Annotated in this window: 25 protein-coding genes; 15 read left to right on the forward strand and 10 right to left on the reverse strand. The window is 69.7% G+C overall.

Annotated elements, in window-relative coordinates:
• The first annotated feature begins 131 nt into the window (after positions 1-131).
• From P1K31_RS05380 to dpsA, 3 genes are all read left to right on the forward strand, one after another.
• Positions 132-650: a hypothetical protein gene (locus P1K31_RS05380; protein ID WP_276305255.1), complete on the forward strand. Its 519-nt coding sequence runs from the start codon at positions 132-134 to the stop codon at positions 648-650.
• Between the two features lie 102 nt (positions 651-752).
• Positions 753-1,130, forward strand: a complete 378-nt coding sequence (locus P1K31_RS05385; protein WP_276305256.1) for a DUF8048 family protein — start codon at positions 753-755, stop codon at positions 1,128-1,130.
• 143 nt (positions 1,131-1,273) lie between these two features.
• Complete coding sequence (dpsA, locus tag P1K31_RS05390) at positions 1,274-1,822, forward strand: DNA starvation/stationary phase protection protein DpsA (protein ID WP_276305257.1); 549 nt, start codon at positions 1,274-1,276, stop codon at positions 1,820-1,822.
• Between the two features lie 87 nt (positions 1,823-1,909).
• Here dpsA and P1K31_RS05395 read toward each other — a convergent pair whose 3' ends face one another.
• Both P1K31_RS05395 and P1K31_RS05400 read right to left on the reverse strand, forming a co-directional pair.
• Positions 1,910-2,053 carry a hypothetical protein gene (locus P1K31_RS05395; protein ID WP_276305258.1) on the reverse strand — a complete coding sequence of 48 codons (144 nt, stop codon included), beginning with the start codon at positions 2,051-2,053 and terminating at the stop codon, positions 1,910-1,912.
• 44 nt (positions 2,054-2,097) lie between these two features.
• Positions 2,098-2,784 (reverse strand): DUF7504 family protein, encoded by a 687-nt coding sequence (locus tag P1K31_RS05400; RefSeq protein WP_276305259.1) that lies wholly within the window; start codon positions 2,782-2,784, stop codon positions 2,098-2,100.
• 130 nt (positions 2,785-2,914) lie between these two features.
• Here P1K31_RS05400 and P1K31_RS05405 point away from each other — a divergent pair, with 130 nt between their 5' ends.
• Entirely contained in the window at positions 2,915-3,664 is a 750-nt protein-coding gene (locus P1K31_RS05405; RefSeq protein WP_276305260.1) for a DUF7547 family protein, read from the forward strand.
• A gap of 216 nt (positions 3,665-3,880) precedes the next feature.
• Here the strand turns inward: P1K31_RS05405 and P1K31_RS05410 are convergent, their stop codons facing one another.
• From P1K31_RS05410 to P1K31_RS05440, 7 genes are all read right to left on the reverse strand, one after another.
• Positions 3,881-4,240: an OB-fold domain-containing protein gene (locus tag P1K31_RS05410; protein WP_276305261.1), complete on the reverse strand. Its 360-nt coding sequence runs from the start codon at positions 4,238-4,240 to the stop codon at positions 3,881-3,883.
• Entirely contained in the window at positions 4,237-5,391 is a 1,155-nt protein-coding gene (locus tag P1K31_RS05415; RefSeq protein ID WP_276305262.1) for a thiolase family protein, read from the reverse strand. Before P1K31_RS05415 ends, P1K31_RS05410 begins: the two co-directional genes overlap by 4 nt.
• Before the next feature lie 260 nt (positions 5,392-5,651).
• Positions 5,652-5,990, reverse strand: a complete 339-nt coding sequence (locus P1K31_RS05420) for a DUF8022 family protein (RefSeq protein WP_276305263.1) — start codon at positions 5,988-5,990, stop codon at positions 5,652-5,654.
• Positions 5,991-5,994: 4 nt separating this feature from the next.
• Entirely contained in the window at positions 5,995-7,566 is a 1,572-nt protein-coding gene (locus P1K31_RS05425; protein ID WP_276305264.1) for an acyl-CoA carboxylase subunit beta, read from the reverse strand.
• 1 nt (position 7,567) lies between these two features.
• Positions 7,568-8,311: a beta-ketoacyl-ACP reductase gene (locus P1K31_RS05430; protein ID WP_276305265.1), complete on the reverse strand. Its 744-nt coding sequence runs from the start codon at positions 8,309-8,311 to the stop codon at positions 7,568-7,570.
• 392 nt (positions 8,312-8,703) lie between these two features.
• Positions 8,704-8,982 (reverse strand): hypothetical protein, encoded by a 279-nt coding sequence (locus P1K31_RS05435; protein ID WP_276305266.1) that lies wholly within the window; start codon positions 8,980-8,982, stop codon positions 8,704-8,706.
• 87 nt (positions 8,983-9,069) lie between these two features.
• Positions 9,070-9,966 carry a DUF7351 domain-containing protein gene (locus P1K31_RS05440; RefSeq protein ID WP_276305267.1) on the reverse strand — a complete coding sequence of 299 codons (897 nt, stop codon included), beginning with the start codon at positions 9,964-9,966 and terminating at the stop codon, positions 9,070-9,072.
• A 140-nt stretch (positions 9,967-10,106) separates the two neighbouring features.
• On the opposite strand from P1K31_RS05440, the gene P1K31_RS05445 reads away from it, so the two are divergent.
• From P1K31_RS05445 to P1K31_RS05480, 8 genes are all read left to right on the forward strand, one after another.
• The gene (locus tag P1K31_RS05445; protein WP_276305268.1) at positions 10,107-10,721 is read left to right on the forward strand and encodes a TMEM175 family protein; all 615 of its coding nucleotides are present in this window, start codon (positions 10,107-10,109) and stop codon (positions 10,719-10,721) included.
• A 248-nt stretch (positions 10,722-10,969) separates the two neighbouring features.
• Positions 10,970-12,328 (forward strand): diaminobutyrate--2-oxoglutarate transaminase, encoded by a 1,359-nt coding sequence (locus P1K31_RS05450; RefSeq protein ID WP_276305269.1) that lies wholly within the window; start codon positions 10,970-10,972, stop codon positions 12,326-12,328.
• Positions 12,325-13,848, forward strand: coding sequence for a pyridoxal phosphate-dependent decarboxylase family protein (locus tag P1K31_RS05455; RefSeq protein WP_276305270.1), 1,524 nt, complete (start codon positions 12,325-12,327; stop codon positions 13,846-13,848). Before P1K31_RS05450 ends, P1K31_RS05455 begins: the two co-directional genes overlap by 4 nt.
• A gap of 62 nt (positions 13,849-13,910) precedes the next feature.
• Complete coding sequence (locus tag P1K31_RS05460) at positions 13,911-15,698, forward strand: IucA/IucC family protein (RefSeq protein WP_379793959.1); 1,788 nt, start codon at positions 13,911-13,913, stop codon at positions 15,696-15,698.
• Positions 15,695-16,291, forward strand: coding sequence for a GNAT family N-acetyltransferase (locus P1K31_RS05465; RefSeq protein WP_276305272.1), 597 nt, complete (start codon positions 15,695-15,697; stop codon positions 16,289-16,291). Before P1K31_RS05460 ends, P1K31_RS05465 begins: the two co-directional genes overlap by 4 nt.
• Positions 16,288-17,655, forward strand: a complete 1,368-nt coding sequence (locus tag P1K31_RS05470) for a lysine N(6)-hydroxylase/L-ornithine N(5)-oxygenase family protein (protein ID WP_276305273.1) — start codon at positions 16,288-16,290, stop codon at positions 17,653-17,655. The genes P1K31_RS05465 and P1K31_RS05470 overlap by 4 nt, the downstream gene beginning before the upstream one ends.
• 6 nt (positions 17,656-17,661) lie before the next feature.
• On the forward strand, positions 17,662-19,557 hold the full coding sequence (locus P1K31_RS05475) for an IucA/IucC family protein (protein ID WP_276305274.1): 1,896 nt from the start codon (positions 17,662-17,664) through the stop codon (positions 19,555-19,557).
• Between the two features lie 147 nt (positions 19,558-19,704).
• Positions 19,705-21,126, forward strand: coding sequence for a sodium-dependent transporter (locus P1K31_RS05480; protein WP_276305275.1), 1,422 nt, complete (start codon positions 19,705-19,707; stop codon positions 21,124-21,126).
• Between the two features lie 3 nt (positions 21,127-21,129).
• Here P1K31_RS05480 and arcD read toward each other — a convergent pair whose 3' ends face one another.
• Positions 21,130-22,572: an arginine/ornithine antiporter ArcD gene (gene arcD, locus P1K31_RS05485; RefSeq protein ID WP_276305276.1), complete on the reverse strand. Its 1,443-nt coding sequence runs from the start codon at positions 22,570-22,572 to the stop codon at positions 21,130-21,132.
• 254 nt (positions 22,573-22,826) lie between these two features.
• Here arcD and P1K31_RS05490 point away from each other — a divergent pair, with 254 nt between their 5' ends.
• The 3 genes from P1K31_RS05490 to P1K31_RS05500 are packed head-to-tail and all read left to right on the forward strand — an operon-like array spanning position 22,827 to position 25,144.
• Positions 22,827-22,961, forward strand: a complete 135-nt coding sequence (locus tag P1K31_RS05490) for a hypothetical protein (RefSeq protein ID WP_276305277.1) — start codon at positions 22,827-22,829, stop codon at positions 22,959-22,961.
• Positions 22,951-24,642, forward strand: coding sequence for a sodium/proline symporter (locus tag P1K31_RS05495; protein WP_276305278.1), 1,692 nt, complete (start codon positions 22,951-22,953; stop codon positions 24,640-24,642). The genes P1K31_RS05490 and P1K31_RS05495 overlap by 11 nt, the downstream gene beginning before the upstream one ends.
• A complete protein-coding gene (locus P1K31_RS05500) occupies positions 24,635-25,144 on the forward strand; it encodes a hypothetical protein (RefSeq protein ID WP_276305279.1) in 510 nt (169 codons plus the stop codon). Before P1K31_RS05495 ends, P1K31_RS05500 begins: the two co-directional genes overlap by 8 nt.
• Positions 25,145-25,157: the final 13 nt, after the last annotated feature.

Genomic DNA, 25,157 nt, shown 5'->3' on the forward strand with positions numbered 1-25,157 from the left:
CTGTCCGCCGAACGTCCGTACCGACTGTCGACGCTCGGGGTGCGAACGTCGCGAAAGCGGTACCGCCTACAGCATACGACGACCGTTCCATCCGCCACAAGGGGTTTCATGTTGGACGTTGACGGCGCGGTATGAACCGACGAACAGTACTCGGCGCGCTCACGGGCGGCGTGACGGCCGCGCTCGCGGGATGTCTGGGCGGAGACGACGCCGACGGCGACGCCAACGGGACGAACGACTCGAACGGTACCGGCGGGTCGAACGGGACGAACGGCACGAACACCACGAACGGGACCGACGGGGGAGCGTCCTCGATCACCGGAGAGCAGTTCCAGGCGCAGTCGGCTAACTGCGGTACGGAGGACCAGAGCGCCTCCGTCTCGTTCCCGCGAGACGGTCAGGTGAAGGTAAAGGGCGTCATCACCGGGGCGGATCAGTGTCACAGCGCCCGGCTGGGTGACGTCAGCGTCGAGGGCGGCACGCTCACCGTGTCCGTGGAGACGTACGTTCCCGAGGAGATGGCGAACCGGACGTGCGGCGACTGCGTCGTCGACATCGAGTACCAGGCGTCGTTCGCGTTCGACGGGACGGCCCCCGAGCGCGTCGTCGTGACGCACGACGGCGAGCGGGTGGCGACGGGCGAGCGATGAGGGGCCGTGGTGACGGACGGGCGGTGACGGAGGGGCGATAGGCGGCCGCGACTCGGCCGTCGACGCGGCGCTGTTTTTGGTCCGGCGCGACGAACGAAGCGTATGCCCGATGCACTCGACGGCGCGTTCGACGCGGCGGTCGTCGCGCGGATCGCCGACGCGGAGGACCTCTCGGTGGACGCGCTGTGGGACGGCCTCCGCGCCGTCCAGGACGCGGCGGCGCGACACGTCGGAATCGACGGCCTCGTCTACGAGTGGCGGACCGCGTTCCGCGAGGATCCGCTCGTCGCGCGGACGCCGGAGGCCTACGCACTGCTCGTCGAGCCGCGCGTGTGGGACGACTTCGCCGACCGCTGCGGGTTCGACGACCGGATCCGCGGAGCGGTGATGGCCGTTCACGACGCGCAGGTGCGGCGCGACGTCGCGGCCCGCGACGATGAACTCCTGGGGGGCGAGCCCCTCCTGCTGGCCCGCGCGTGAGTCGCGGGCGCGTCGACGAACCCGCCGGTGTTTTCTCCCGCGCGTAATAATGCGCGTATTCGAGAAAGGAGTTTTTGGCTTCCCAAAATAATCTTCCCATGGCGGAAATCTTTAAGTAGGGCGCGCACGACGCTAGAACTGAGATGAGCACTCAGAAAGAGGCGATACGGCAGCCGGCGGACGAGGTAGAGGAGAACGCGCTGCGCATCGACAAGGATCGTTCGGAGCAGATCATCGACGCGCTCAACACGGACCTCGCGAACTCGTACGTCCTGTATCATCAGCTCAAGAAGCACCACTGGAACGTCGAGGGCTCCGAGTTCCTCGATCTCCACCGCTTCCTCGAGGAGGCCTACGAGACCGTCGAGGAGGGGGCGGACGTGATCGCAGAGCGGGCGCAGGCCCTCGGCGGCGTCCCGGTCGCGGGACCGTCCAACCAGGAGGAGCGCGCCACCGTCGAGTTCGAGGGCGAGGACGTCTACGACATCCGCACCTCCCTCGAGAACGACCTGGCGATCTACGGCGACATCATCGAGTCGCTCCGCGATCACATCGAGCTCACCAACAACCTCGGCGACTACACGACCGAGGAGCAGCTCCGCGGGATCCTGGTCGAGGTCGAGGAGGACGCCCACCACATCGAACACTACCTCGAGGACGACACACTGGTGCTCGAAGAGGCGACGCACTAGCGCGTCGCGTTCATCCCCGTTCTTTTGTTGACGGTCCGTTACGGCCCGAGCGGTCGCGCCCGCGCGGCGCGACCGGCGCGACGGCGGTTATCGATCGACGTCGACGACGAGATCGGTCGCGATCCACCCGTCGGGGTTCTTCGATTCGGTGAAGACGGTCCGCTCGGGTGACGTACAGTGCGCTGTGACGTATCGCTCGACTGACTCGGGGCTCGGTGCCGGTGCTGCCATTACCCGGATTAGGCTCGCCTAAAGGCTAAAAGATTTTGGTCGGCCTAGAGCGGGAGCCAGTCGGTGCTGATGTCCTCCTCGTGGAGGTGCCAGCGCTGCTCCGTGGCGGTTCGCGGCGTCTCTCCGTTTTCGCTGGGGATGTGCAGTTCGCGGAGTTCGATGGTGGCGTCGAACAGCGGCTTGAGGCGTTCGACCACTCCGTTGTCGGGATCGACGGGAAGGTGTGCGTGACACATCCCGTTCGCGTCGAGCGTGGCGTCGATGACGCCGTCGAGGAACGACACGACGTCGTCCTCGTCGTAGCCCTCGAGCAGCGGGCGGAGCGAGTCGATGCAGACCCGGAGCTCCGCGGACTCGAGCCCGTCGGCCGCGGCGTCGAACTCGTCGATCGTCCCGCGGACCTCCGCCTCGAGCGTCCCGAGCGTCGGCGGGAGTCCCGGCGACGCGGTGGTCGCGGCCGCCACGCTGCGCGTGGCCGGCCGCCGGTCGAACAGCTCGAATTCCCCCTCCTCGCGGTCCCCCGACGGGACGCGCACGTCGAGTTCCGGCGGTCCGTCGGTGAGCACCACCACCCGACGGCGCTCGCCGTCACCGTCCTCCCCGAGGAGCCGCCGACACGCCGAGAGGTGCGACCGGCCGCAGGCCGAACCAACGACGAGCAGGCTGCTCCCCTGGCGCTTCATCGCTGCGAGCGCCTGCGCGAATGCACCTGCCCCGGTCTCAGTTGTCATACCTATTCTTTCGTATATTCGTAGTAGGGATATAATAAGGCTTCTGGCGTGGCTCCGGAAACTAGTGCCACGCTACACGATAGCACGAAGGCGTCGACACTGGTTTGGCGGGCGGCGACCAACGCCCGCCATGACCGACCGGGACGACCTCCCCGCGCTCCTCGACGACCTCTCTGCCACGCTCGACGAACTCCGCGCGGAGCTCGAGGCGGACGGCGCCGAGCGGCGGGCGGATCGCGGGCCGGAGGCACGCGACCGGACGCCGTGGCGACGGAGCCGCCACGCGGCGCGACCGCGCCCGGGAGAGTTCCTCCGCTTCACGGAGGAGTACACCATCCCGACACTTATCTCCTTTCTGGAAGCGAACATCCGCGCGCTCGAACTCCTCCGCGGCGTGCTCAGGCTGACCGGCGGGCGAGGTCTCCCCGCGACCGACCGCGACGACGAGCGCGTCACGACGGCGGGCAGGCGCGCGCTCGACGGCGTCGACGCCGTCCTCGCCGACCTGCAGGACGCCCTGGAGGCTCGCCCCACCGACGAGAACGCGCGCGACCTGCTCGACGACGCCCGCTCCCTTCGCCGGGAGATCGACGGCGCGATCGGCGGACGCGCCGACGAGCGCCGCGTCGACCGCGACCGACGCCCACGGCGCGAACCGACCGACGCGATCTCCATCGCCGTGACCGACGAGACGGCGGACGGCGGTGACGGGAACGAGGGCGAGGATCCCGACGGGCCCGAGGTAGACGTGGACGCCGAGCTCGACGCGATCAGACGGGAGGTCCGTCCGGACGAGGACGACGGGGCGTCCCCGGACGCCTCGGAACGACCGAGCCGTCGGCGTGCGCGAGACGACGACGAGGACCGAGACGGGTCCTAGGTCCGTCGTCTCGCGGACGGGAGTGCGCCGCGTCGACGTGCTGATAGTGATACGCCGTGCGACGGCGGGACGAGGACCGCCTCGGCGTGATTCAAGGTGGAGCCTCCGGCCTCAAGTCGAGAGGGACCTACGGTCCCTCTGACCATTCGAACGGGCGCTTCGCGCCCGTGAGAAGAGACCGAGGCGCGGAGCGCCGAGGGAGTAGGGTAGGGTGGTTTACACGGGTTCGAAGCGGTAGCCGTCCCAGGGCTGGCTGTCGGGCTCGCGGATCCCGGCACCCGGCTCGCGCAACTCGTCGACGTACACGGGTCGAACCTCGTCGCCGATGTCCACCTCGTCGGTGGTGAGTTGCCCGAGCGCGCGAACGGGTTCGCCGTCGACGTCGAACTCGACGATCGCGAGGTGGTTGGGCGCGCGCACGCCGGGCGGGGTGGCGGTGCTCGTCGTCCAGGTGACGACCGTCGCGGTGTACTCGCTCAGGTCGACGGCCCCGACGGGCTCGCTGCCGTCGGGGCCGACGGGGTGACCGGGGTAACTGAGGCTGCCGTCGGCGTAGCGGACTGCCTCCATCGTCATCCCGCCACCTCCATGATCGTGGTGATGACGCAGTTGCCGAACCCGCCGACGTTGCAGCAGAGGCCGACCTCGGCGTCGACCTGCCGGGGACCCGCCTCGCCGAGGAGTTGCTCGTAGATCTCGTATCCCTGCGCCACGCCGCTCGCGCCGAGGGGGTGACCCTTCGACTTCAGACCGCCGGAGGTGTTGATCGGGAGGTCGCCGTCGCGCTCGGTGACGCCCTCCTCGACCGCCTCCCACGCGCGACCCTTCTCGAAGAAGCCGAGATCCTCGCTCTGGAGGAACTCGAGGATGGTGAACATGTCGTGTAACTCGGCGACATCGATGTCCTCCGGTCCGTAACCCGACATCTCGTAGGCGATCTCGCCGCTGTCGACGACGCCGCCCATGGTGGTCGGGTCGGCGCGCTCGTGGACGACGTGCGTGTCCGTCGCGCCGCCGATCCCCGCGATCCGGACGTAGTCGTCGGTGTACTCCTCGGCCACCTCGACGGGGCAGAACAGCAGCGCCGCGCTCCCGTCGGTGATCGGACAGAAGTCGTACAACCGGAGGGGGTCGGCGACGACCGGCGAGTCGAGGACGGTCTCGAGGTCGACCTCCTTCCGGAACTGGGCGTGGGGGTTGTCCACGCCGTTCCGGTGGTTCTTCACGGCGACTTTCGCCAGGCTCTCGCGGGGCGCGTCGTACGTGTCGAGGTAGAGTCTCGCGGTCAGTCCCGCGAAACTCGGGAGGGTGACCCCCTGCTTGTACTCGACGGGGTGGGTGATCGAGGCGATGACGTCGGTCGCCTCGCCGGTCGACCGGTGGGTCATCTTCTCGCCACCGACGAGCAGCGTCATGTCGCTCGCCCCGCTCGCGACCGACTGCCACGCCGCGTACATCCCCGCCCCGCCGGAGGAGGAGGTCTGATCCACGCGCTGGGCGTAGGCCGGGAGCGCCCCGAGGTCGTGCGCGAGGGCGTTCATGATGCCCGTCTGCCCCTCGAACTCGCCGCTCGCCATGTTCGAGACGTAGACGTGATCGAGGTCGTGCGGGGCGACACCGGCGTCGTCGAGGCACTCCTTGCCGGCCTGCGAGAGGAGTTCGAGGATCCACTCCTCGCGCTGGCCGAACTGGGTCATCGACGCACCGATGAGGGCGACGTCTGTCATCGCCGACCCCCTGCCGCCTCTTGGGGCGGCAGAACACCGGAGGCGAGGACTGTCACGTCGCTCATCGCCGACCCTCCGCCGTCTCGTGTGACGGCGTACCACCGGAGGCGACGATCGTCGCGGCGCTCACGGCTCTCCTCCGTTGGAGGGCGACGGTTCGTCTAGACTATCTGTTATCTTCCGATCACACATGGTGTTCTTCGTGAGGCGGTGATGCAGTTCGTATCGTGATAAGTGTTGGCAGCGACGGCCGGGGGTGGCTACCGCAGGCGACGCGCCCGCCCGGCCATCTTCCACTCCTCGCCCCGCCGCACCGATCGGGGGAGGTCGGACCGACGGCGGCAGCTGTAGCGTCCGGCGAGCGCCCAGCGATCGACGGAACTGGGTCCGTCGTCGTGGGCGGCGGCCGCCGCCGTTCGTTCGTCCTCGAGGTGCGCGCCGACGGCGCACGCGAGCGCCGCCGCCTCGCGGTCGGTGGCCGTCTCGGGGATCGTCACCGTCGTCTCCCCGGCGTCCGTCCGGATGTCGATGCTCCAGGTGTGGGTGTCGACGTCGAAGTCGAGGTCGACGTCGGTTTCGGTGTGTGCGTGGGCGGACATAGCGTTACAGTGGGATGTTTCCGTGGTCCTTCGGCGGTCGATCCGCGCGCTTCCGGTCCAGCAGCGCGAGGTCCTCGACGAGCCGCTGGCGCGTCTGCTTCGGTTCGATGACGTCGTCGAGGTAGCCACGCTGGGCGGGCTTGTAGGGGTTGGCGAACTCCTCGCGGTACTCGTCCATCAGCTCCTCGCGGCGCGCCTCGGTCCGCTCGGTCGCGGCGAGTTCCTCGCGGTAGAGGATGTTCACCGCGCCGCGCGGTCCGAGGACGGCCATCTCCGCGCCCGGCCAGGCGTAGTTGACGTCCGCGCCGAGTTCCTTCGAGCCCATCACGATGTACGCGCCGCCGTATGCCTTGCGCGTGATGACGGTGAGCAGCGGGACCGTCGCTTCGGAGTAGGCGTAGATGAGCTTCGCGCCGTGTTTGATGATCCCGTTGTGCTCCTGGTCGGTGCCGGGCATGAAGCCGGGCACGTCCACGAACGTCAGGATCGGGAGGTTGAACGCGTCGCAGAAGCGCACGAACCGCGCGCCCTTCTGGCTCGCGTCGATGTCGAGCGTCCCCGCGTTCGCCCGCGGCTGGTTCGCCACGATGCCCACCGGTCGCCCGTCCATCCGGGCGAAGCCGACGACCAGGTTGCGGGCGTAGCCCCCGTGGACCTCGAAGAGCGTCCCGTCGTCGACGAGCTCCTCGAGGACGTTCGTCACGTCGTAGGGTTTCTTCGGCTCGTTCGGGACGATGTCGTCGAGCGCGTCGCACGACCGGTCGGGGTCGTCGTACGGTTCGACGCGCGGCGGGTCCTCGAGGTGGTTCGCTGGCAGGTACGACAGGAGGTGCCTGATGTCGTCGAGCGCGTCCTCCTCCGAGGAACAGGTCACGTGCGCGACGCCGCTCTTCGAGGCGTGCGGGCGCGCGCCGCCGAGTTCGTCCTTCGATATCTGCTCGCCGGTGACCGTCTCGATGACGTCCGGGCCGGTGATCATCATGTGGCTGGTGTCGTTCACCATGACGGTGAAGTCCGTCAGTGCGGGCGAGTAGGTCGCCCCGCCCGCGCACGGACCCATGATGGCCGAGATCTGCGGGATGAGACCGCTGGCCTCGGTGTTGCGCCGGAAGATGCGCGCGAAGCCGACCAGCGAGTCGACGCCCTCCTGGATGCGCGCACCCGCGGAGTCGTTGAGCCCGACGATGGGGACGCCCGCGTCCATGGCCATGTCCATCGCCTTGCAGATCTTGTCGGCGACCGCCTCGCCGACCGACCCGCCGAGGACGGTGAAGTCGTGGGCGAACACGAACACCGGGCGGCCGTCCACCTCGCCGCGGCCGGTCACGACCGCGTCGCCCGGGTAGCGCTTCTCGGCCATGTCGAAGTTGGTCGACTGGTGCTCGACGAAGGTGTCGATCTCTCTGAACGTACCTTCGTCGAGGAAGTACTCGACGCGCTCGTGGGCGGTCAGCTTCCCCTTCGCGTGCTGTCTGTCGATGCGCTCCTGGCCCCCACCCTGCCGGGCGGCCTCGCGCCGACGCCGAAGCTCCTCGACGGGGTCGGCGGATTCGGTGCGCGGGACCTCCTGACTCATGTTACCACTCCATGCCGCCGTTGACGGCGAGGATCTGTCCGGTCATGTAGCTCGACTCCTCGCCCGCCAGGAACCGCACGATCCCGCAGACGTCACCGACCTCCGCGAACCGCCGGAGGGGGATGCGCTCGACGATCTTCTCCCGGACGCGCTCGGGGACGTCCTCGAGCATGTCGGTCTGGACGAACCCGGGCGCGACGCAGTTGGCGGTCGACCCCGAGCGGGCCATCTCCAGCGCGATCGTCCGCGTGAACCCGAACAGGCCGCTCTTGGTCGTCGCGTAGTTGGCCTGGCCGTAGTTCCCCTGCTGGCCGACGACGCTCGAGATGTTGACCAGCCGGCCGTGTTCGGCCTCGAGCAGGTCGTCGAAGAAGACCTTCGTGCAGTTGAACACGCCACCGAGGTTCACGTCCATCACGCGGTCCCAGTCCTCCCGCGTCATGTTCGCGAACTTCCGGTCGACAGTCAGTCCGGCGTTGTTCACGAGCACGTCGACGTCGCCGAACGCCCGACGGACGTCCTCGGCCATCCCCTCCACCGAGCCGAGGTCGCTCACGTCGGCCTGTACCGCGATCGCCCGTCCGCCCGCGTCCTCGATCTCGTCGACGACGTCGTAGGCCTCCGCCTCCGAGGAGCGGTAGTTGACGACGACGTCAGCGCCCTGTTCGCCGAGTTCGATCGCGATGCCCTTCCCGATACCGCGCGATGCGCCGGTGACGACGCACGTCTGTGTTTCGAGTGTCATTGTTTCGTCTGTTTTGTCGACCGCACACGCGCGATCTCCAAGGTCACCCGATGGCCGGAACCGGGAACGACGGTGAACGCGCGCGCCGTTAGTTCGAGGTCACGACGACCCTGATGAAAGCCTTGTCCTAATATTGCCTAGTAGATTTTGGCGAGTGTATATACATCATGTCGACGTGCGACACTGGGTCGGTAATCGCCCTACAGAGCTACCAAAGAGCCACAATAGTATAACTGTATGTCATAGTACACCACACTGAATATGAGCGAATGATGACACTCTCCTGCCACGAACCGGCAGCTGACGGCAATATTCGCTGCCGTCGGTACGTACTATTTACGTGGTAATATCACGGGATGTTATCTGAAACAATCGCCGTCGTGACGCACTGATTACAGTTCGACGCGGATACCGACCCCGGGTACGCGGAGGGTGGTGCACCCGGTGGTCCGCCGCCGGTCGACGGCCGCGGCCACGTGAACCGCGACGACGCCGGCCGAGAAACTGGCCGCGGCGAGCGCCGCGAGCGCCGGGTAGCTCACCACCCACAGAACGACCGGCACCACGAGAGCCACCGCGAAGGCGACGAGGATGGTACGGCCGTCCGGCGTCTCCGGGATCGGCGGATACGGTACGTTGGTTCGGCCGGCGGTGGATCGGGGCGATCTCATCACGGATGGAGAGGCGATCGCTTGAAGCAAAACTGTAATCTGAAATTTATTTATGTAGGTGATCGTACCGAAGTCCGCTTCGGTAACCTATCCGACCGCTTCGTGGCGGACCTCGCGGACGACGAGGTCCTCGTCCATGGTGACGCGCAGCGTCTCTCCGTCGAGCGTGATCGCCACCTCGACGCGCCACGAATCTGTATCCAGGACGGTCACCGCCTCGTCGGAGACACACCAGTCGAGCGTCCAGTAGGGCGTCAGTCCGAGGTCGATCCCGTGGTCGCGGTGGAACGCGACGACATCCGACTGATCGAGCAGGCGCAGGCCGACCGCCGAGCAGAGCCGGTGGTTACACTGTTCGCAGACGTGGTCCGCGCGCAGTCCGTCGCCGAGACAGCAATCTCCCTCGCTCACGAGGACGGTCCGCATCCGGCCGCTGCACTCCGGGCAGACGCCGTCCGCCGCGAGGCAGTGGAGGTGGCGCACGCGCTGGTCGAACGCCCGGGCGATCTCCTCGGTCGTCCGGTCGTTCAGCCCGCCCGGCGGGAAGGAGTACCTCCCGTGTCGCCGCTCGCAGTCGGCGCAGACGATGGCGAGCATCTCGTCGTCGTATCGGGCCTCGAGCGTTCCGTCGCACCAGAGACACGACCCCTCGACCGGGAACGGCTCGACGTGAGGGTGTTCGTTGAACGACCCCGCGAGGACCGCCTGCACCACCTTCGTGCCCGCGTGGCGCAGGTCGTAGCCGTCGTCGGTGCGCAGGACGAACTGGTCGGTTAACTTCCCGAGGTGGTAGTTGAACCGCGCGCTGTCGCGCATTCCGACCATCTCCCGCAGCCGTGAGAACCGCACCGGTCGCTCCTCCGCCCGCCAGAGCGCCTCCAGGATCGAGAGGCGCGTCTCGTTGGCGACGATAGAGAACGCCTCCGCCGGGGCGACGCAGTCCGCACACTCCCGAATGCTCGGCTCCGCCTCGCTTTCGCTCATACCCACAGATAGGTGTCAGGTACGGTAAAACTCTAGCTTAAGCGGGTTTCTGTAACAGAATCGATGTTTCCGGGCCGCCGATCGGCCGCTCGCTGTCATCGGGGAGACACGATAAGCCGCGCGACGACCAATCGGGTGGTATGCCACGCCTGCGGACCGTCGGCGGCGAGGGGGTCGACCGGCTCAACGCCATCAGCGACGGGATCTTCGCTATCGTGCTGACGCTGCTCGTCCTCCAGTTCGAGGTCCCGGACGTCCCTCCGTCGGAACTCGGGGGCGCGCTGCGCGCGATGCGGCCGCTGTTCGTCAGCTACCTCCTCAGTTTCTTCGTCGTCGGCCTCTACTGGGTCGTCCACCACAACCTGTTCCGACAGATCGTCCGTCACGACCGCGTGCTGCTCTATCTCAACCTCCTGTTCCTCCTCTCGGTGTCGTTTATGCCCTTCCCGACGGAACTCATCGGGACCTACGATACGCGCCTCGCGTGGACGCTCTACGCGCTCAACTTCATCGCCATCGGCGTACTCATGACCGCCATCTGGCAGTACGCCGCGTCGAGCGGGTACGTCGCCGACGTGATCACCCCGCTCGACGCGCGCCTCCTCACCCTCCGCGGGCTGATCAACCCCGCCGTCTTCGCCGCCTCGATCGCCGTCAGCGCGGTGAACCTCGACGCGGCCTACCTGGTGCCGTTGCTCATCGTCCCCCTCCAGGTGCTCTGGGCGCGGACGTACGGTCGCTCGAACGACGGGTGAGATCGGTCGGAGGAACGTCGCGACGGCCGTCGACGGCGGTTTGACGCCTCCTCACCGGAGTATTTCTTCTCCGAGAGGACCCGATGGTAAGAACCATACTGCAGGGGCTCACATTACTTTTTAGGCCATCCTAAAACCGGTACAGTTTTCAATGTTTTAGGCTAGCCTAAAACTCGTATGTCGGAACACAGAGATCGATGCGTCCGGACGACGACTGCGACGACGGTTTCGAACGGAGGTATCGACCCGTGAGCTACCAGGAGGCGTCGAACGCCGGGTTGCTCGACCAGCAGGCGCGCCGGGAGTCGAGCGCGCGGACGTACCCGCGTCACCTCCCGTTCGCGATCCGCGAGGCCCGCGGGGTCACCGTCGTCGACATGGACGGCGAGGAGTACTACGACTGTCTCGCGGGCGCGGGGACGCTCGCGCTCGGGCACAACCACCCGGTCGCCGTCGAGGCGATGGAGCGCGCGCTCGACGAGCGCCGCCCCCTCCACACGCTCGACATCACCACGCCGGGGAAGGAGGCGTTCGTCGACCGGCTCTTCGAGAGCCTCCCCGACGAGTTCGCCGAGCGGGCCCGCGTGCAGTTCTGCGGGCCCGCGGGGACGGACGCGGTCGAGGCCGCCCTCAAGCTCGTGAAGACCGCCACGGGCAGGGGGAGCGTCCTCGCCTTCCGTGGCGGCTACCACGGGATGACCAACGGCGCGCTCAGCCTCACGGGCGACACCGACCCCAAGGAGCCGCTCTCCGGGCTGATGCCCGGCGTCCACCACCTCCCCTACCCCGCGGACTACCGCTGCCCGTTCGGGATCGGCGGCGACGAGGGCGCGCGCACGGCCGCGCGTTACGTCGAGCGCCTGCTCGACGACCCCGGACGCGGGATCACCGACCCCGCGGGGATGGTCGTCGAACTCGTCCAGGGCGAGGGCGGCGCGGTCCCCGCGCCCGACGGGTGGACCCGCGAGATCCGCCGGATCACCCGCGAGCGCGACGTCCCGCTCGTCGTCGACGAGATCCAGACTGGCCTCGGGCGCACCGGCGAGCTGTACGCCTTCGAGCACGCGGGCATCACGCCCGACGTGATCACGCTCTCGAAGGCGATCGGCGGCGGCCTGCCGCTGGCCGTCGTGGTCTACGACGAGCGCCTCGACGCGTGGGAGCCGGGCGCGCACGCCGGCACCTTCCGCGGCAACCAGCTCGCCATGGCGGCGGGCGAGGCGACGATCGAGTACGTCCTCGAACACGACCTGCACGAGCGCGCGGCCGCGATGGGCGCGCGCCTGCGCGACCGCCTCGAAGCCGTTTCGGGGAGCCACGACGCCGTGGGCGACGTGCGCGGCCGCGGGCTGATGCTCGGAGTCGAGTTCGTCGATCCCACCGCCGATCCCGACGAGGTCGGCAGCTACCCCGCCGACGGCGACCTCGCGGAGCGGGTTCGCGCGGCGTGCTTCGACCGGGGGCTCGTGATCGAACTGGGCGGCCGCCACGGCGCGACCGCGCGGTTCCTTCCCCCGCTGGTCGTCACCCGCGAGGACGTGGACGCCATCGCCGACCGGTTCGAGGAGGCGGTCGAGGCGGCCGTCGCGAGGGGGGTGCCCGCATGAGCGGCGTCCCCGACTACGCCGACGGCCGCACGACCGCCGAGACGCTCTTCCTCGGTGGCGAGGGGAGCGCAGAGGCCTACCGGACGGCGATGCGGATCGCCGAGGAGGCGGTCGTCGAGACGATCGTGGAGGGCGACGCCCCCTACTCGGGTCGCTCGCCGGAGCGGCTGCGCGCCCGGCTCGCGGACCTCGAGTGCCTCCCCGAGGAGGGCGTCGGGTTCGAGCGCGCCGTCCGGGGGGTCTCCGACCTCGTGCTCGCGGACTCGGTGAACGTCTCCCATCCGGCCTGCGTCGCCCACCTGCAGTGCCCGCCGCTCGTCCCCTCGCTCGCGGCGGAGGCGATGCTGACCGCGACGAACCAGTCGCTCGACTCCTGGGATCAGAGCCCCGCGGCGTCGGTGCTCGAGGAGCGCTTCGTCGGCCGTCTCGCGGAGCTGTTCGGCTACGGCGAGGACGCCGACGGCGTCTTCACGGGCGGCGGGACGGCGTCTAACTTCCTCGGCCTGCTGCTGGCGCGCAACCGCCACCTCGCCGAGGAGCACGGCCGGGACGCGCGGCGCGACGGCCTCCCGCCGGAGGCGGCCGACCTCCGGATCCTCTGCTCCACGGCGGCGCACTTCACGGCCGAGCAGGCCGCCGCCCACCTCGGACTGGGCGAGCGGGCGGTCGTCGAAGTCGAGACGGACGACGACTACCGGCTGTCGCCGGCGGCGCTCGACGCGGCCCTCTCCCGCCTCGACGCCGACGGCCGGGAGCCGTTCGCGCTCGTCGGCACCGCCGGGACGACCGACTTCGGCAGCGTCGATCCGCTCGACGCGCTGGCGGATCGCGCGGAGGAGCGCGGCCTCTGGTTCCACGTCGACGCGGCGTACGGCGGCGCGCTCGCGCTCAGCGACCGCCACCGCGACCGGCTGGCGGGGATCGAGCGGGCGGACTCCGTCGCGGTGGACTTCCACAAGCTGTTCTACCAGCCGATCAGCTGCGGGCTGTTCCTCCTGCGCGACGGCGACGACTACCGCCACGTGGCGCGCAACGCCGCCTACCTCAACCCGGAGGGCGACGACGCGGCCGGCGTCCCGAACCTCGTCTCCAAGTCTACCCAGACCACCCGCCGGTTCGACGCGCTGAAGCCGCTCGTCGCGTTCCGCACCCTCGGCCGCCGCCGCCTCGCCGCGCTCGTCGAGTACACCCTCGACCTCGCGGACGAGGTGGCCGCCCGGATCGCGGCCGACCCGGACCTCGAACTCGCGACCGAGCCGGCGCTCAACGCGGTCGTCTTCCGCTACGTCCCGTCGTCCGCCGCCGGCGACGGCGGTCGGGCCGACCGCATCAACGAGTCGATCCGCGACGCGCTGCTCGCCGAGGGCGACGCCGTGCTCGCGCGCACCGAGGTCGGCGGGCGAACCCACCTCAAGTTCACCCTGCTCAACCCCCGAACGACGGTCGAGGACGCGGAGGGGATCCTCCGTCGAGTGACGGCGCTCGGCCGCGACCTCGACGCCGCGGAGGTGGGCCGATGAGGGGCGAGACCGGGGAGACCGCCGGCGGGGTCGAGGAACCGACGACCGCGTCCGGGGAGGCGATAGACGCGGGCGCGGTCGCGCGCGAGGCGACGCGCACCGCCTTCCTCAACTGCTACCTCCGCGAGGCGGGCGGCGAGTTCGTCAACGCCCAGGGGACGCCGATCGACGCCCCCGAGAGCGGCCTCGTCGCCCGGTGCGGACTCGAACGGCTGGGCGTCGAACTGCTGACGCCGGTGGCCTACCGAGCGCCGACGGGCCGCCACCTCTTCGACGGGCCCACCCGCGCCCGCTTCGGCGGCGGGGAGCCCGTCGAGTGCGACTACGCGACGCTCGCCGCGCTCGTCGTCCGCGACCTCTCGCTCGCGCGCGACGGCGCGGGCGACGAACTGCTCCGCCGCGTGCTCCTGAGCTGCCGGAACGTGGAGCGCTTCGTCGAGGCGCGCGCGGACGACGAGGAGCGCCTCTACGGGCTCGACTTCGACCTGCTCGACGCGGAGCAGTCGCTCGTCTTCGGCCACCTGCTGCACCCCACGCCGAAGAGCCGACAGGGGATGTCCCCCCGCGAGGAGGGGCGCTACGCCCCGGAGCTCCGCGGGCGCTTCCCGCTCTACTACGTCCGCGCCGACCCCGACCTCGTCGTCCACGACTCGGCGCGCGACGAGAGCGCCGTCGAGTGGGTGAAGCGCGAGCTCCGCTCGGATCCCGAGGTCCCCGACGAGTTCGTCGCGGAGCACGTCGAGAGCGACGACGCGCTCCTTCCGCTCCACCCGTGGCAGGCCCGCCGCCTGCTCGACCGGCCCGCGGTGGGCGAACTGGTCGAGGCGGGGCGGCTCGAACCGCTCGGCGAGGTGGGCCGCGCGTTCGCCCCCACCACGTCGGTGCGCACGCTCTATCACCCCGACGCCTCGTTCATGGCGAAGGGGTCGCTCGACGTGCGCATCACCAACTCCCGCCGGGTGAACAAGCGCCCCGAGCTGGACCGCGGAGTCGCCGTCTCCGAGCTGCTCGACACCGAGCTCGGCGACGACCTCGCCCGGGAGTTCCCCGACTTCGGCGTGGTACGCGACCCCGCGTACCTCACCCTCGACGTGGACGACGGGCGCGACGCCCCCGAGTCCGGCTTCGAGGTCGTCCTCCGGGAGAACCCCTTCCGCGGGGACGACGCGCGGAGCGTCGCGCCGGTCGTCGCGCTCTGTCAGGACCGGATCGGCGGGGGGCGCTCCCGGCTGGGTGCGGTCGTCGCCGCGCTCGCCGACCGAGAGGGTCGGTCGTTCGACGCCGTCGCCGAGGAGTGGTTCCGCCGCTACCTCGCGATCTCGGTGCGCCCGCTGCTCTGGCTCTACCTCGAGCGCGGGATCGGCCTCGAGGCCCACCAGCAGAACAGCCTCCTCCGGCTCGACGGCGGCTATCCCGACGCGTTCTACTACCGCGACAACCAGGGGTACTACTTCCCCGAGGCGATCTACGGAGAGGTGGATCGGCTCCTGCCGGGCGTCGGCGAGCGCGCCGACACGATCTGTCCGGACGCCGTCGCCGACGAGCGGATCCGCTACTACGTCGTGCTGAACAACGCCTTCGGCGTCGCGAACGCCCTCGGCGTGGCGGGCGCGGACGAGCGCCGCCTGCTGGCCGCCCTCCGCGAGGAACTGGAGCGGGCGACCGAGTACGACCGTCCCACCTCCTCGCTGGTGACGAGTCTCCTCTCGGAGCCGACGGTGCCGTGCAAGGCGAACCTGCTCACCCGGTTCCACGACATGGACGAACTCGTCGGGTCGCTCGACGACCAGTCCGTGTACGCCGAGATCGAGAACCCCCTCGTGACGGAACCCGAGGTGTCCGTCGAATGACCGACCCCCGCGCCACGGTGGCCGCGAGCTACGACTTCCAGCGCCGCGAGGAGGCGATCGGGCGGACGATCTCGTTCCGTCGGGCGGCGCTCGACCGCGACCTCGGGCGGCTCCACGCCTGGCTCAACGAGCCCCACGTCCTGCCGTACTGGCGACTCGACCACCCGCTGCCGCGCTTCCGCGACGCGCTGGTCGAGAAGCTGGCCGACGACCACCTCACGCCGTACGTCGGCTGCCTCGATCACGTCCCGATGAGCTACTGGGAGTCCTACTGGGCGGCCGACGACCACCTCGCGTCGTACTACGACGCCGACCCGACCGACCAGGGGATCCACCTGCTGATCGGTCCGCCGGAGTACGTCGGGCGGGGGTACGCGATCCCGCTCCTCCGCGCCATGACCGAGTTCCAGTTCACCCACCACGAGACCGACCGGATCGTCACCGAACCGGACGCGCGCAACGGGGCGGCGATCCACTGCTTCGAGCGCTGCGGCTTCGAACCGGTCCGCGAGTTCCGGTTCGAGGAGGAGGACAAGGACGCGCTCCTGATGGTCTGCGAGCGCGAGCGGTTCGAGTCGGAGGTGCTCGGATGAGCGCCGCCGAACCCGTTCGGGACCTCGTGGGCGTCGGGATCGGCCCGTTCGACCTCGGGCTGGCCGCGCTGCTCGACGGGGCGGACGCCGACGCGGACGCCGTCTTCCTCGACCGGAAGCCCGAGTTCCGCTGGCACGGCGGGATGCTCATCGAGGGGACCACCCTCGAAGTCCCGTTCCTCGCGGACCTCGTGACGCTCGCGGACCCCACCAGCCCCCACAGCTACCTCAACTACCTCCGGGAGCGCGACCGGCTGTACGAGTTCTACTTCTACGAGACGTTCCAGATCCCACGGCGCGAGTACGACGCGTACATGCGGTGGGTCGCCGAGCGCCTCGACTCCTGCCGGTTCTCGCGGGAGGTGACGGCCGTCGAGTACGACGACGATCGCGAGGTGTTCGAGGTTCGCGCCCGGAACCCCGAAACTGGCGAGCGCCACCGCTACCTCGCCCGCGACCTCGTGCTCGGCGTGGGGAGCGTCCCCTACGTCCCGGAGGCGTTCCGCGACCTCCCCGACGCCGACGTGTTCCACACGGCGTCCTACCTCGACCGCCGCGAGCGCTGCCTGGACGCCGACGCGATCACCGTCGTCGGGTCGGGCCAGAGCGCGGCGGAGGTGTTCCTCGACCTGCTCGAACGTCAACCCGAGCGCGACTACCGCCTCGACTGGCTCACCCGCTCCGACGGGTTCTTCCCGATGGAGTACTCGAAGCTCGGCCTCCAGCACTTCACGCCGGAGTACGTTCGGTACTTCAACTCGCTCCCGCAGGAGACCCGAGACGAGGTGCTCCCCGAGCAGGACCTGCTGTACAAGGGGATCGACCCGGAGACGAACGATCGCATCTACGAGACCCTGTACGAGCACTCGATCGAGCGCGACCCCGACGTGGGCCTGCTGGCGATGACCGAGGTGCGGGGGATCGAGCCGTCGGCCGACGGCCCGCACCGCTACCGCCTCGCCTGCGAGCAGCGCCAGGAGGGGACGCGCTTCGAGCACGGCGCGGACGCGGTCGTCCTCGGCACGGGCTACCACCGGCCGACGCCCGAGTTCCTCGCGCCGCTCGAACCGCGCATCCGCCGCGACGAACGGGGCCGCCCGCGGATCACCGAGGACTACCGCGTCGAACTCGACGGCGCGGCCGGGCGGGTGTTCGTCCAGAACGCCGAACTCCACACCCACGGCGTCGGCGCGCCGGACCTCGGCCTCGGCACCTACCGCAACAGCGTCATCGTGGAACAGCTGCTCGGCGAGGCGGTCTACCCCGTCGACCGGGACACCGTCTTTCAGGACTTCGGCGTCGAGCAGTTCCTGTCAGACTCCCCCGCCCAGGGGCGAACCGACCACCCGATCCAGGAGGACTGATCCGAGATGTCAGACGCACACGCACCCGAGACGGAATCCGACGCACAGATCCCCGAGACCGACGACCCGCTGCCCGAACCGCTCGCCGACGCGCTCGACGCCGACGTGTGGGAGACGGTCGGGACGAACCTGCTCGAGAAGATGCTGGCGGAGTTCGCCTACGAGGGGCTGATCGACCCGACCGTCGTCGGGCGCGCGGGCGAAGTGGAGGGCGAGAGCGGGGACGACGCCCGCGATGGGATCGACACCTACCGCCTGACGCTCGACCGCGCGTCCTACCGCTTCCGCGCCGAGCGTCGACTGTTCGACGGCTACCGCGTCCTCCCCGGCTCGGTCGAGCGCTACGACGGCGAGTCGTGGGAGCCGGCGACCGATCCCATACGGTTCGTCCGCGACGCGCGCGAGCACGTCGGCATGGACGGAATGACCGCCGGACACCTGGTCCGCGAGTACAACCACACGCTCCTCGCGGACGCCCACATAGAGGCGCGGCGGCGCGAGCGCGAGGGGAACCTCCTCGACCTTAGCTACGCCGAACTGGAGGGCGAGATGGGCGGCCACCCGTGGATCACGTACAACAAGGGCCGCATCGGGTGGAGCTACGACGACTACCGGCGGTACGCCCCCGAGCGCAAGCGGCGCGTGCGCCTCTCGTGGCTCGCCGTCCGGCGCTCCGAGGCGACGTTCGCGGCCGTCTCCGACCTCGACTACGGGACGCTCGTCCGGGAGGAACTGGGCGACGCGCACGACGAACTCATCCGGACGCTCGAACGCGCGGGCCGCGACCCCGAGGACTACTACCTCCTGCCGGTCCACGACTGGCAGTGGGAGAACAGCGTCGTCCAGCTCTTCCCGGCGCAGATCGCGGCGGGCGACGTCGTTCCGCTGGGCGAGGGGCCGGACGAGTACCTCCCGATGCAGTCGATCCGGACGTTCGTCAACGTCTCGGACCCCGAGAAGCGCAACGTGAAGCTCCCGATGCGCATCCTCAACACGCTCGTCTACCGCGGGCTCCCGGGCGAGCGCACCGAGGCCGCGCCGCTCGTCACCGAGTACGTGAAGCGCGTCCGCGACGGGGACCCGTTCCTCCGCGAGGAGTGCGAGCTGATCCTGCCGGGCGAGGTGGCGGGGCTCAACTACGACCACCCCGACTTCGCGGCGATCGAGGGGTCGCCGTACCAGTACGACGAGTTGCTGGGCTGCGTCTGGCGCGAGAGCGTCGAGTCGCTCGTCCGCGACGACGAGCGCCCCGTGACGCTCGCCGCGCTGCTCCACGTGGACGCCGACGGGACGCCCTTCGTCTCGAAGCTCGTCGAGCGGTCGGGGCTGTCGCTGGAGGAGTGGCTCGACGAGCTGTTCGGCGTCGTCCTCCCGCCGCTACTGCACTACCTGTATCGCTACGGGACGGCGTTCTCCCCGCACGGCGAGAACGCCATCCTCGTGCTCGACGAGGAGTGCGTCCCGACCCGCCTCGCCGTCAAGGACTTCGTGGACGACGTGAACGTGAGCGAGCATCCGTTACCCGAACTCGCCGACCTGCCGCCGGAGCTCGACGCCGTGCTCCGGACGGAGCCGCCGGAGGGGCTCTGTCAGTTCGTCGTCGCGGGGCTGTTCGTCGGCGTCTTCCGCTACCTCTCTTCGATCCTCACCGAACATCACGGGTACGAGGACGCGCAGTTCTGGACGCAGGTCCGGGGGGCGGTCGAGGACTACCAGGCGCGCTTCCCCGAACTGGAGGAGCGGTTCGCGCTCTTCGACCTCCTGCGGCCGGAGTTCACGAAGCTCTGTCTCAACCGCAACCGGATGCTCGACTACGGCTACGCCGACGCCGACGGCAGGCCCCACGCCTCCGAACACGGCACCGTCGGCAACGCGCTGTACGAGGTCGCGCGCGAGGACTGATCCCGCCGGAATTCGCCGCGGCCATCGTTTCTACCCCCGCCTTCATCTCACTCGAAAACACATCACAGCGAGAAACGATGACGGTCTATCACAACACGTGACACGGATTTCGGGGGACTCAAATACGTCCCGCTGAATCCGACGGTAATGAGCGAACGAGAGACGTGGTCGACCAACCTGGGGTTCGTGCTCGCGGCGATCGGGAGCGCGGTCGGGTTGGGCAACATCTGGCGGTTCCCGTGGCTCACCGCCGAGAACGGGGGGAGCGCCTTCCTCGTCGTCTACCTCGGGTTGATCGTGCTGATAGGGGTACCGGGGCTGATCGCGGAGTTCGTGATCGGCCGGCGCGGGCGGCGCGATCCCGTCGGGGCGTTCCGCGCGCTGTCGGACTCGCGGTGGTGGCCGTTCGTCGGCGTCTACGCCGTCGGGACGACGATGCTCATCCTCACCTTCTACTCCGTCGTCGGCGGGTGGATCCTCCGGTACGCGGTCGGCAGCCTCACCGGGGCGTACTTCGCGGACCCGGGGGCGTACTTCGAGTCGGTCGCGTTCGGCCCGAGCGCGGTCGCCGCCCACCTCGTCTTCCTCGCGATCGTCGGGGCGATCATCGCCGCGGGCGTGGGCGACGGCATCGAGCGCTCCTCGAAGGCGATGATGCCCGCCATCGCGGTCCTGCTCGTCGGGCTGGCGGCCTGGGCGTTCACCCTTCCCGGCTCCGCCGGCGGCTACGAGTTCTTCCTCGCGTTCGACGTGGGGACGCTCCGGGCCAACTTCCTCGACGTGCTCGGCCCCGCCGCGGGGCAGGCGCTGTTCACCCTCTCGGTCGGCGCGGGGTCGATGCTCACCTACGCCTCCTACCTCGGGAGCGACGAGTCGCTCCCGGGCGACGCCACCGTCATCGCGGTGGCGAACACGGCGATCGGCGTGCTGACGGGGCTGGTCGTCTTCCCGCTGCTCTTCTCGCAGGGGCTGCCGGCCGGCAGCGGCGGGGAGGGGGCGCTGTTCTACGCGCTCGCCGAGGCGTTCGTGACGCTGCCCGCGGGCGGGATCGTGGCGACGCTGTTCTTCGGCGTCGTCCTGCTCGCCGCGGTGTCGAGCGCGATCAGCATGCTCGAAGCGCCAGTCGCCTACCTCGTCGACGAGCACGGCGTCGGCCGGCGGCGGGCGACCCTCGGCGTCGTCGCCCTGCTCGCCGCGACGGGGTCGCTGACGGCGCTCGAACCCGCCGCGTTCGGCCTGCTCGCGGGCACGCTCGCCGACCTCGCGCTCACGATCGGGCTGCTCGCGTTCGTCGTCTTCGTCGGGTGGGTGCTCGGCCGGGACGCGGTCGCGGAGTTCCGCTCCGGGACGGGCGCGTCCGTCGGCGCGCTCGCCGAACCGTGGCGCGCGCTCGTCGCCTGGGTGCTCCCGGCGTTCCTCGCGTTCACCCTCCTCACGAGCGTCGCCTCGCTCGCGGGCGTCTCGCTCGGGCTCGAACTCAGGCTCGCGCTGACCGTGGGCGCGCTGCTCGCGCTGCGCACGCTCGTCGGCGCGGGACGCGAGCGGACGCCGCTGGTGGACGCGGACTGACGGTCAGTCGGCGGTCGACGCCCCGTCCTCCGTCGCCACGCTCGCCGGGCGGACGCCGCGGATCGCCGCGGCGAACAGCACCAGCGGCGAGAGGAGCCCGAAGAAGTAGTACGGCGCGTAGGCGAGCGTCTCGACCCCCGTGACGCCGAGGACGAACACGGCCCCGGCGTGCCACGGGAAGAGCGCGCCGGTCGGGGTGCCGGCGGACTCGATGGCGCTCGACAGGTCGCGCGACCGCAGGCCGAGCCCGTCGTAGACGTTGCGGAGGGTCATTCCCGGCACGACGATGCTCATGTACTGCTGGGCGGTGAGCGCGTTCGTCGCGAGCGCGCTCACGCCGGTCGCGGCGATGAGGCCACCCGTGCTCTCGACTCCCGCCGCGAGCCGGTGGGCGAGCACCGCGAGCACGCCCGTCGATTCGAGGAGGCCGCCGAGCGAGAGCGCCGCGACGACGACCGCGACGGTCCACGCCGAGGCGGAGAGGCCGCCGCTCGCCAGCAGTTCGTTGACGAGGTCCATCCCCGTCTCGGGGCCGGTCCCCGACATGAAGACGGTCCACGCGTCGACGAACGACCGACCCTGCAGGGCGACGGTCGTGCCGACGCCGGCGAAGACGCCCGCCAGGAGCGTCGGGAGCGCCGGGACGCCGTAGAGCGCGAGGCCGAAGGTGACCGCGAGCGGGAGGAACGCGAGCGGCGTGATCGCGTACGTCCCCACGAGGGCGCTCTGGATCCCGGCGACGCGGCCGGCGGGGATCGCGCCGTCGAACCCCAGCCCGAGGAGCGCGTAGCCGAGCACCGCGAGGCCGAACGCCAGGGCCGTCCCCGCGCGCATCGCCCGGATGTGCTCGTAGAGGTCGGTGTTGGTGACGGCGGCGGCGAGGTTCGTCGTGTCCGACAGCGGCGACTGCTTGTCGCCGGCGTAGGCCCCCGACAGGATCGCTCCGACGGTCACCGGCGCGGGGACGCCGAGGCCCGACCCGATGCCGACGAACGCGACGCCGAGCGTCCCCATCGTGGTCCACGACGACCCGATGGCGAAGGCGACGACCGCGGCGAGCAGCGCCGTCGCCGGCAGGAATACCTGCGGCGAGAGCAGCGCGAGCCCGTAGTACATCAGCGAGGGGATGGTCCCCGCGCTGATCCACGTCGAGATCAGCGCATAGATGATAAACAGGATGAGGATCGCCTGCAGCCCCATCCGAAGGCTCCGGGCGACACCGTCGTAGAGGTGCTCCCACGACCACCCGAGGACGTAGCGTCCGAGCAGTCCGACGAACGCGATACTCCACACGAGCGGGACGTGCGGGTCGAGGCCGAGCAGGGCCGACCCGACTCCCAGGAAGCCGACGAGGGCGATCACCGGCAGCAGCGCGACGCCCAGCGACGGACGGCGGGACGGATCTATCTCCTCGTACCCACGAGGCGCGAATCGTTCGCTCTCCATTACCGCGGTGTATTACTTTTGGGCATTAAATCCTTACGAAGTATTCTCGACAAGCATTGCCGGGGGCTGTGACGCGGGTTCGGCGACGGCTCCGATCGCGAACGCCGCCGGCGCGCTCGTTGCCGTCCGCCGATCGAGCCCGCCGTGAACCGATCGGAACGTTTGGACGGTCGTCCGTCGCGTCTGTCGGGATAAACTCACAGTCTCAAGCGAGCGATTTTTAGTGGTGTGTTTCGGACTGCCGCGGTATGCAGATGAGCGCCATCGACTGGATCGGGCTGGTCGGCCCGTACGCCCTGTTCTTCCTGATGCTGATCGCGTACTACGTCCTTGAGGGACGCCGCGAGCGGCGGCTGCGCCGCGAGTACGGGGGGGACGATGCAAGCTAGCGGCATCGCGGGGACCGCGGGACTCTGGGTGCTCGCCACGTTCGGCGCGTACCTCCTCGTGCTCGTCGGCATCGGGCTCTGGTCCTCCAGGTTCATGGACGACGTGGGCGACTACGTCATCGGCGGGCGGCAGATCGGGCCGGTCGTCACCGGCTTCTCCGAACGCGCCTCCGAGATGAGCGGCTGGCTCACGCTCGGCGTCCCGAGCGACGCCTTCAGCTCCGGGATCATCGCGTTCTACAACGGACTGGGGATGATCCCGGCCGACCTGTTCGCGTGGGCCGGCATCGCCAAGCGCCTGCGCAAGTACACCGAGATCGTCCGCTCGGTCACGCTCCCCACCTTCTTCGAGACCCGCCTCGGCGACGAGACGGGCTACGTCAAGGGCATCTCGTCGGTCGTGCTGATGCTCTTCGAGGGGGGATACGTCGGCGCGCAGATCGTCGCCGCGGGCGTCCTCCTGCAGGTGCTCACGGGGGTCGCCGACTGGGTCGGCATCCTCGTCGGCGGGGTCATCGTCGTCGGCTACACGATGCTCGGGGGCTACTTCGCGGTCGCGTGGTCCGACTACTTCCAGGGGGCGATCATCCTCGTCGCGTTCATCATCCTACCGGTGATCGCGTTCACGAACTACGGGCTCCCGTTCGACGAACTCGCGAGCGTGGGAGGCGGATCGCTCACGAGCGTCACCGCCGGCCTGACCGGCTGGGCCGCCGTCTTCGCCATCGTCAGCTACGCCGCGATCGGGCTGGGCGTCCCCGGAAACCCCCACATCATGGTGCGGTTCATGGGCATCGACCGCGTGCGGAACATGCGGCTGGCGGCGCTCGTCGCGCAGCTGTTCATGTTCGTCGCGTACATCGGCGCTGCGCTGGTGGGGCTGTACGCCCTCGTCGCGTTCGGCCAGGGGGCCGACCTCGGGCAGAACAAGGTGATGCCCCTGCTCACGCTCGAACTCGTCCCGGGAGTCGTCGCGGGCGTCATCCTCGCGGCGGCACTGGCGGCGATGATGTCGAGCGCCGACTCCCAGCTGCTCGTCGCGACGAGCGCCGTCGTGGAGGACGTCTACCACGGCTTCTTCAACCAGGAGGCGACCGACGCCCAGCTCGTGCGCTACTCGCGGATCGTCACCGTCCTCCTCGGCGCGGCCTCCATCGCCTTCGCCTTCCTCGCCAAGAACACGCCCGTCTACACGCTCGTGCTCGACTACGCGTGGGGCGGCCTCGGGGCGTCGCTCGGCCCGACGGTCATCGCCACGCTGTGGTGGAAGCGCGTCACCGCCGAGGGCGCGGCGGCGAGCATGGTCGTCGGCGCGACGACGATGATCACGTGGACGCAACTGCCGACGATCCTCGACGCGGTCGGCCTCATGCCGCCCGAGAGCGCGGGGTTCCTCTACGGGCTCGTCGGCGTCTACGGCCTCTTCCCGGCGTTTATCCTCTCGACGCTGACGCTGATCGTCGTCTCGCTGCTGACCACGCCCCCCTCGGGCGTCGACGACCAGTTCGACATCTTCGACAAGCCGCTGTCGGCGGTCGTCGGCCAGCGGGCGTCGGGGTCGCCCGACTACGTCACCGACGGGGGGCGCGTCGAGCCCATCGCCGTCACCGAGACCGACGCCATCCGCGCGCACGTCGCGGCCGCGGACTACTGGCGCGACGGTTCGCGCGACGATGAGTGAGCGCGCCGGGGCGGCGAGACCGGCGGGGGCGGCCGGAACCCGCCACGACGCCGTCGACCTCGACGTCATCCCGCCAGCGGTGGGCCGCGGGGAGGTGGCGTCGACCGGCCGGGTGGGCTGCGTGGCCTACCCCTACCGGGTGTACGACGCCGAGTCGAGCATGGACCGGCCCGTCCTCGGCGAGCGCGTCGCCGGCTACGTGGTGAGCGTCGACCGGGTGCGGCGGCTGGCGCTCCGCGCGGACGTGTTCCCGACGATCGAACCGCGCACGGTCGAGGACGCGCTCGTCCTCCCGGCCGGCGTCACGGACGAGCAGGCGCGGGAGAAGGCCCGCGAGGCGGTGTTCAACTGGACGCTCAGGAAGTACTCGCCGCTCGACCCGCCGAAGATCGCGTTCACCCGCCACGCGGACGCCTACAAGCTGTTCTGGCTCGCCGAGCGCGACGGCGGCGACGTCATCGTCGACAGCGTCCGCGGCGACGAACGGCCGCTCGACGACTGACCGGCCGGCCGCT

Source organism: Halomarina halobia (genome assembly GCF_029338575.1).
Classification (GTDB): Archaea; Halobacteriota; Halobacteria; order Halobacteriales; family Haloarculaceae; genus Halomarina; species Halomarina halobia.

What these genes read in the sequence shown, in the direction of transcription:
- P1K31_RS05415 (WP_276305262.1), bottom strand. Translation starts at nt 5,391, where the DNA reads ATGACAGACGTCGCCCTCATCGGTGCGTCGATGACCCAGTTCGGCCAG.
- dpsA (WP_276305257.1), top strand. Translation starts at nt 1,274, where the DNA reads ATGAGCACTCAGAAAGAGGCGATACGGCAGCCGGCGGACGAGGTAGAG.
- P1K31_RS05495 (WP_276305278.1), top strand. Translation starts at nt 22,951, where the DNA reads ATGCAAGCTAGCGGCATCGCGGGGACCGCGGGACTCTGGGTGCTCGCC.
- P1K31_RS05380 (WP_276305255.1), top strand. Translation starts at nt 132, where the DNA reads ATGAACCGACGAACAGTACTCGGCGCGCTCACGGGCGGCGTGACGGCC.
- P1K31_RS05490 (WP_276305277.1), top strand. Translation starts at nt 22,827, where the DNA reads ATGAGCGCCATCGACTGGATCGGGCTGGTCGGCCCGTACGCCCTGTTC.
- arcD (WP_276305276.1), bottom strand. Translation starts at nt 22,572, where the DNA reads ATGGAGAGCGAACGATTCGCGCCTCGTGGGTACGAGGAGATAGATCCG.
- P1K31_RS05410 (WP_276305261.1), bottom strand. Translation starts at nt 4,240, where the DNA reads ATGACGATGGAGGCAGTCCGCTACGCCGACGGCAGCCTCAGTTACCCC.
- P1K31_RS05455 (WP_276305270.1), top strand. Translation starts at nt 12,325, where the DNA reads ATGAGCGGCGTCCCCGACTACGCCGACGGCCGCACGACCGCCGAGACG.
- P1K31_RS05425 (WP_276305264.1), bottom strand. Translation starts at nt 7,566, where the DNA reads ATGAGTCAGGAGGTCCCGCGCACCGAATCCGCCGACCCCGTCGAGGAG.
- P1K31_RS05430 (WP_276305265.1), bottom strand. Translation starts at nt 8,311, where the DNA reads ATGACACTCGAAACACAGACGTGCGTCGTCACCGGCGCATCGCGCGGT.
- P1K31_RS05480 (WP_276305275.1), top strand. Translation starts at nt 19,705, where the DNA reads ATGAGCGAACGAGAGACGTGGTCGACCAACCTGGGGTTCGTGCTCGCG.
- P1K31_RS05405 (WP_276305260.1), top strand. Translation starts at nt 2,915, where the DNA reads ATGACCGACCGGGACGACCTCCCCGCGCTCCTCGACGACCTCTCTGCC.
- P1K31_RS05435 (WP_276305266.1), bottom strand. Translation starts at nt 8,982, where the DNA reads ATGAGATCGCCCCGATCCACCGCCGGCCGAACCAACGTACCGTATCCG.
- P1K31_RS05395 (WP_276305258.1), bottom strand. Translation starts at nt 2,053, where the DNA reads ATGGCAGCACCGGCACCGAGCCCCGAGTCAGTCGAGCGATACGTCACA.
- P1K31_RS05465 (WP_276305272.1), top strand. Translation starts at nt 15,695, where the DNA reads ATGACCGACCCCCGCGCCACGGTGGCCGCGAGCTACGACTTCCAGCGC.
- P1K31_RS05420 (WP_276305263.1), bottom strand. Translation starts at nt 5,990, where the DNA reads ATGTCCGCCCACGCACACACCGAAACCGACGTCGACCTCGACTTCGAC.
- P1K31_RS05445 (WP_276305268.1), top strand. Translation starts at nt 10,107, where the DNA reads ATGCCACGCCTGCGGACCGTCGGCGGCGAGGGGGTCGACCGGCTCAAC.
- P1K31_RS05500 (WP_276305279.1), top strand. Translation starts at nt 24,635, where the DNA reads ATGAGTGAGCGCGCCGGGGCGGCGAGACCGGCGGGGGCGGCCGGAACC.
- P1K31_RS05385 (WP_276305256.1), top strand. Translation starts at nt 753, where the DNA reads ATGCCCGATGCACTCGACGGCGCGTTCGACGCGGCGGTCGTCGCGCGG.
- P1K31_RS05400 (WP_276305259.1), bottom strand. Translation starts at nt 2,784, where the DNA reads ATGACAACTGAGACCGGGGCAGGTGCATTCGCGCAGGCGCTCGCAGCG.
- P1K31_RS05475 (WP_276305274.1), top strand. Translation starts at nt 17,662, where the DNA reads ATGTCAGACGCACACGCACCCGAGACGGAATCCGACGCACAGATCCCC.
- P1K31_RS05470 (WP_276305273.1), top strand. Translation starts at nt 16,288, where the DNA reads ATGAGCGCCGCCGAACCCGTTCGGGACCTCGTGGGCGTCGGGATCGGC.
- P1K31_RS05440 (WP_276305267.1), bottom strand. Translation starts at nt 9,966, where the DNA reads ATGAGCGAAAGCGAGGCGGAGCCGAGCATTCGGGAGTGTGCGGACTGC.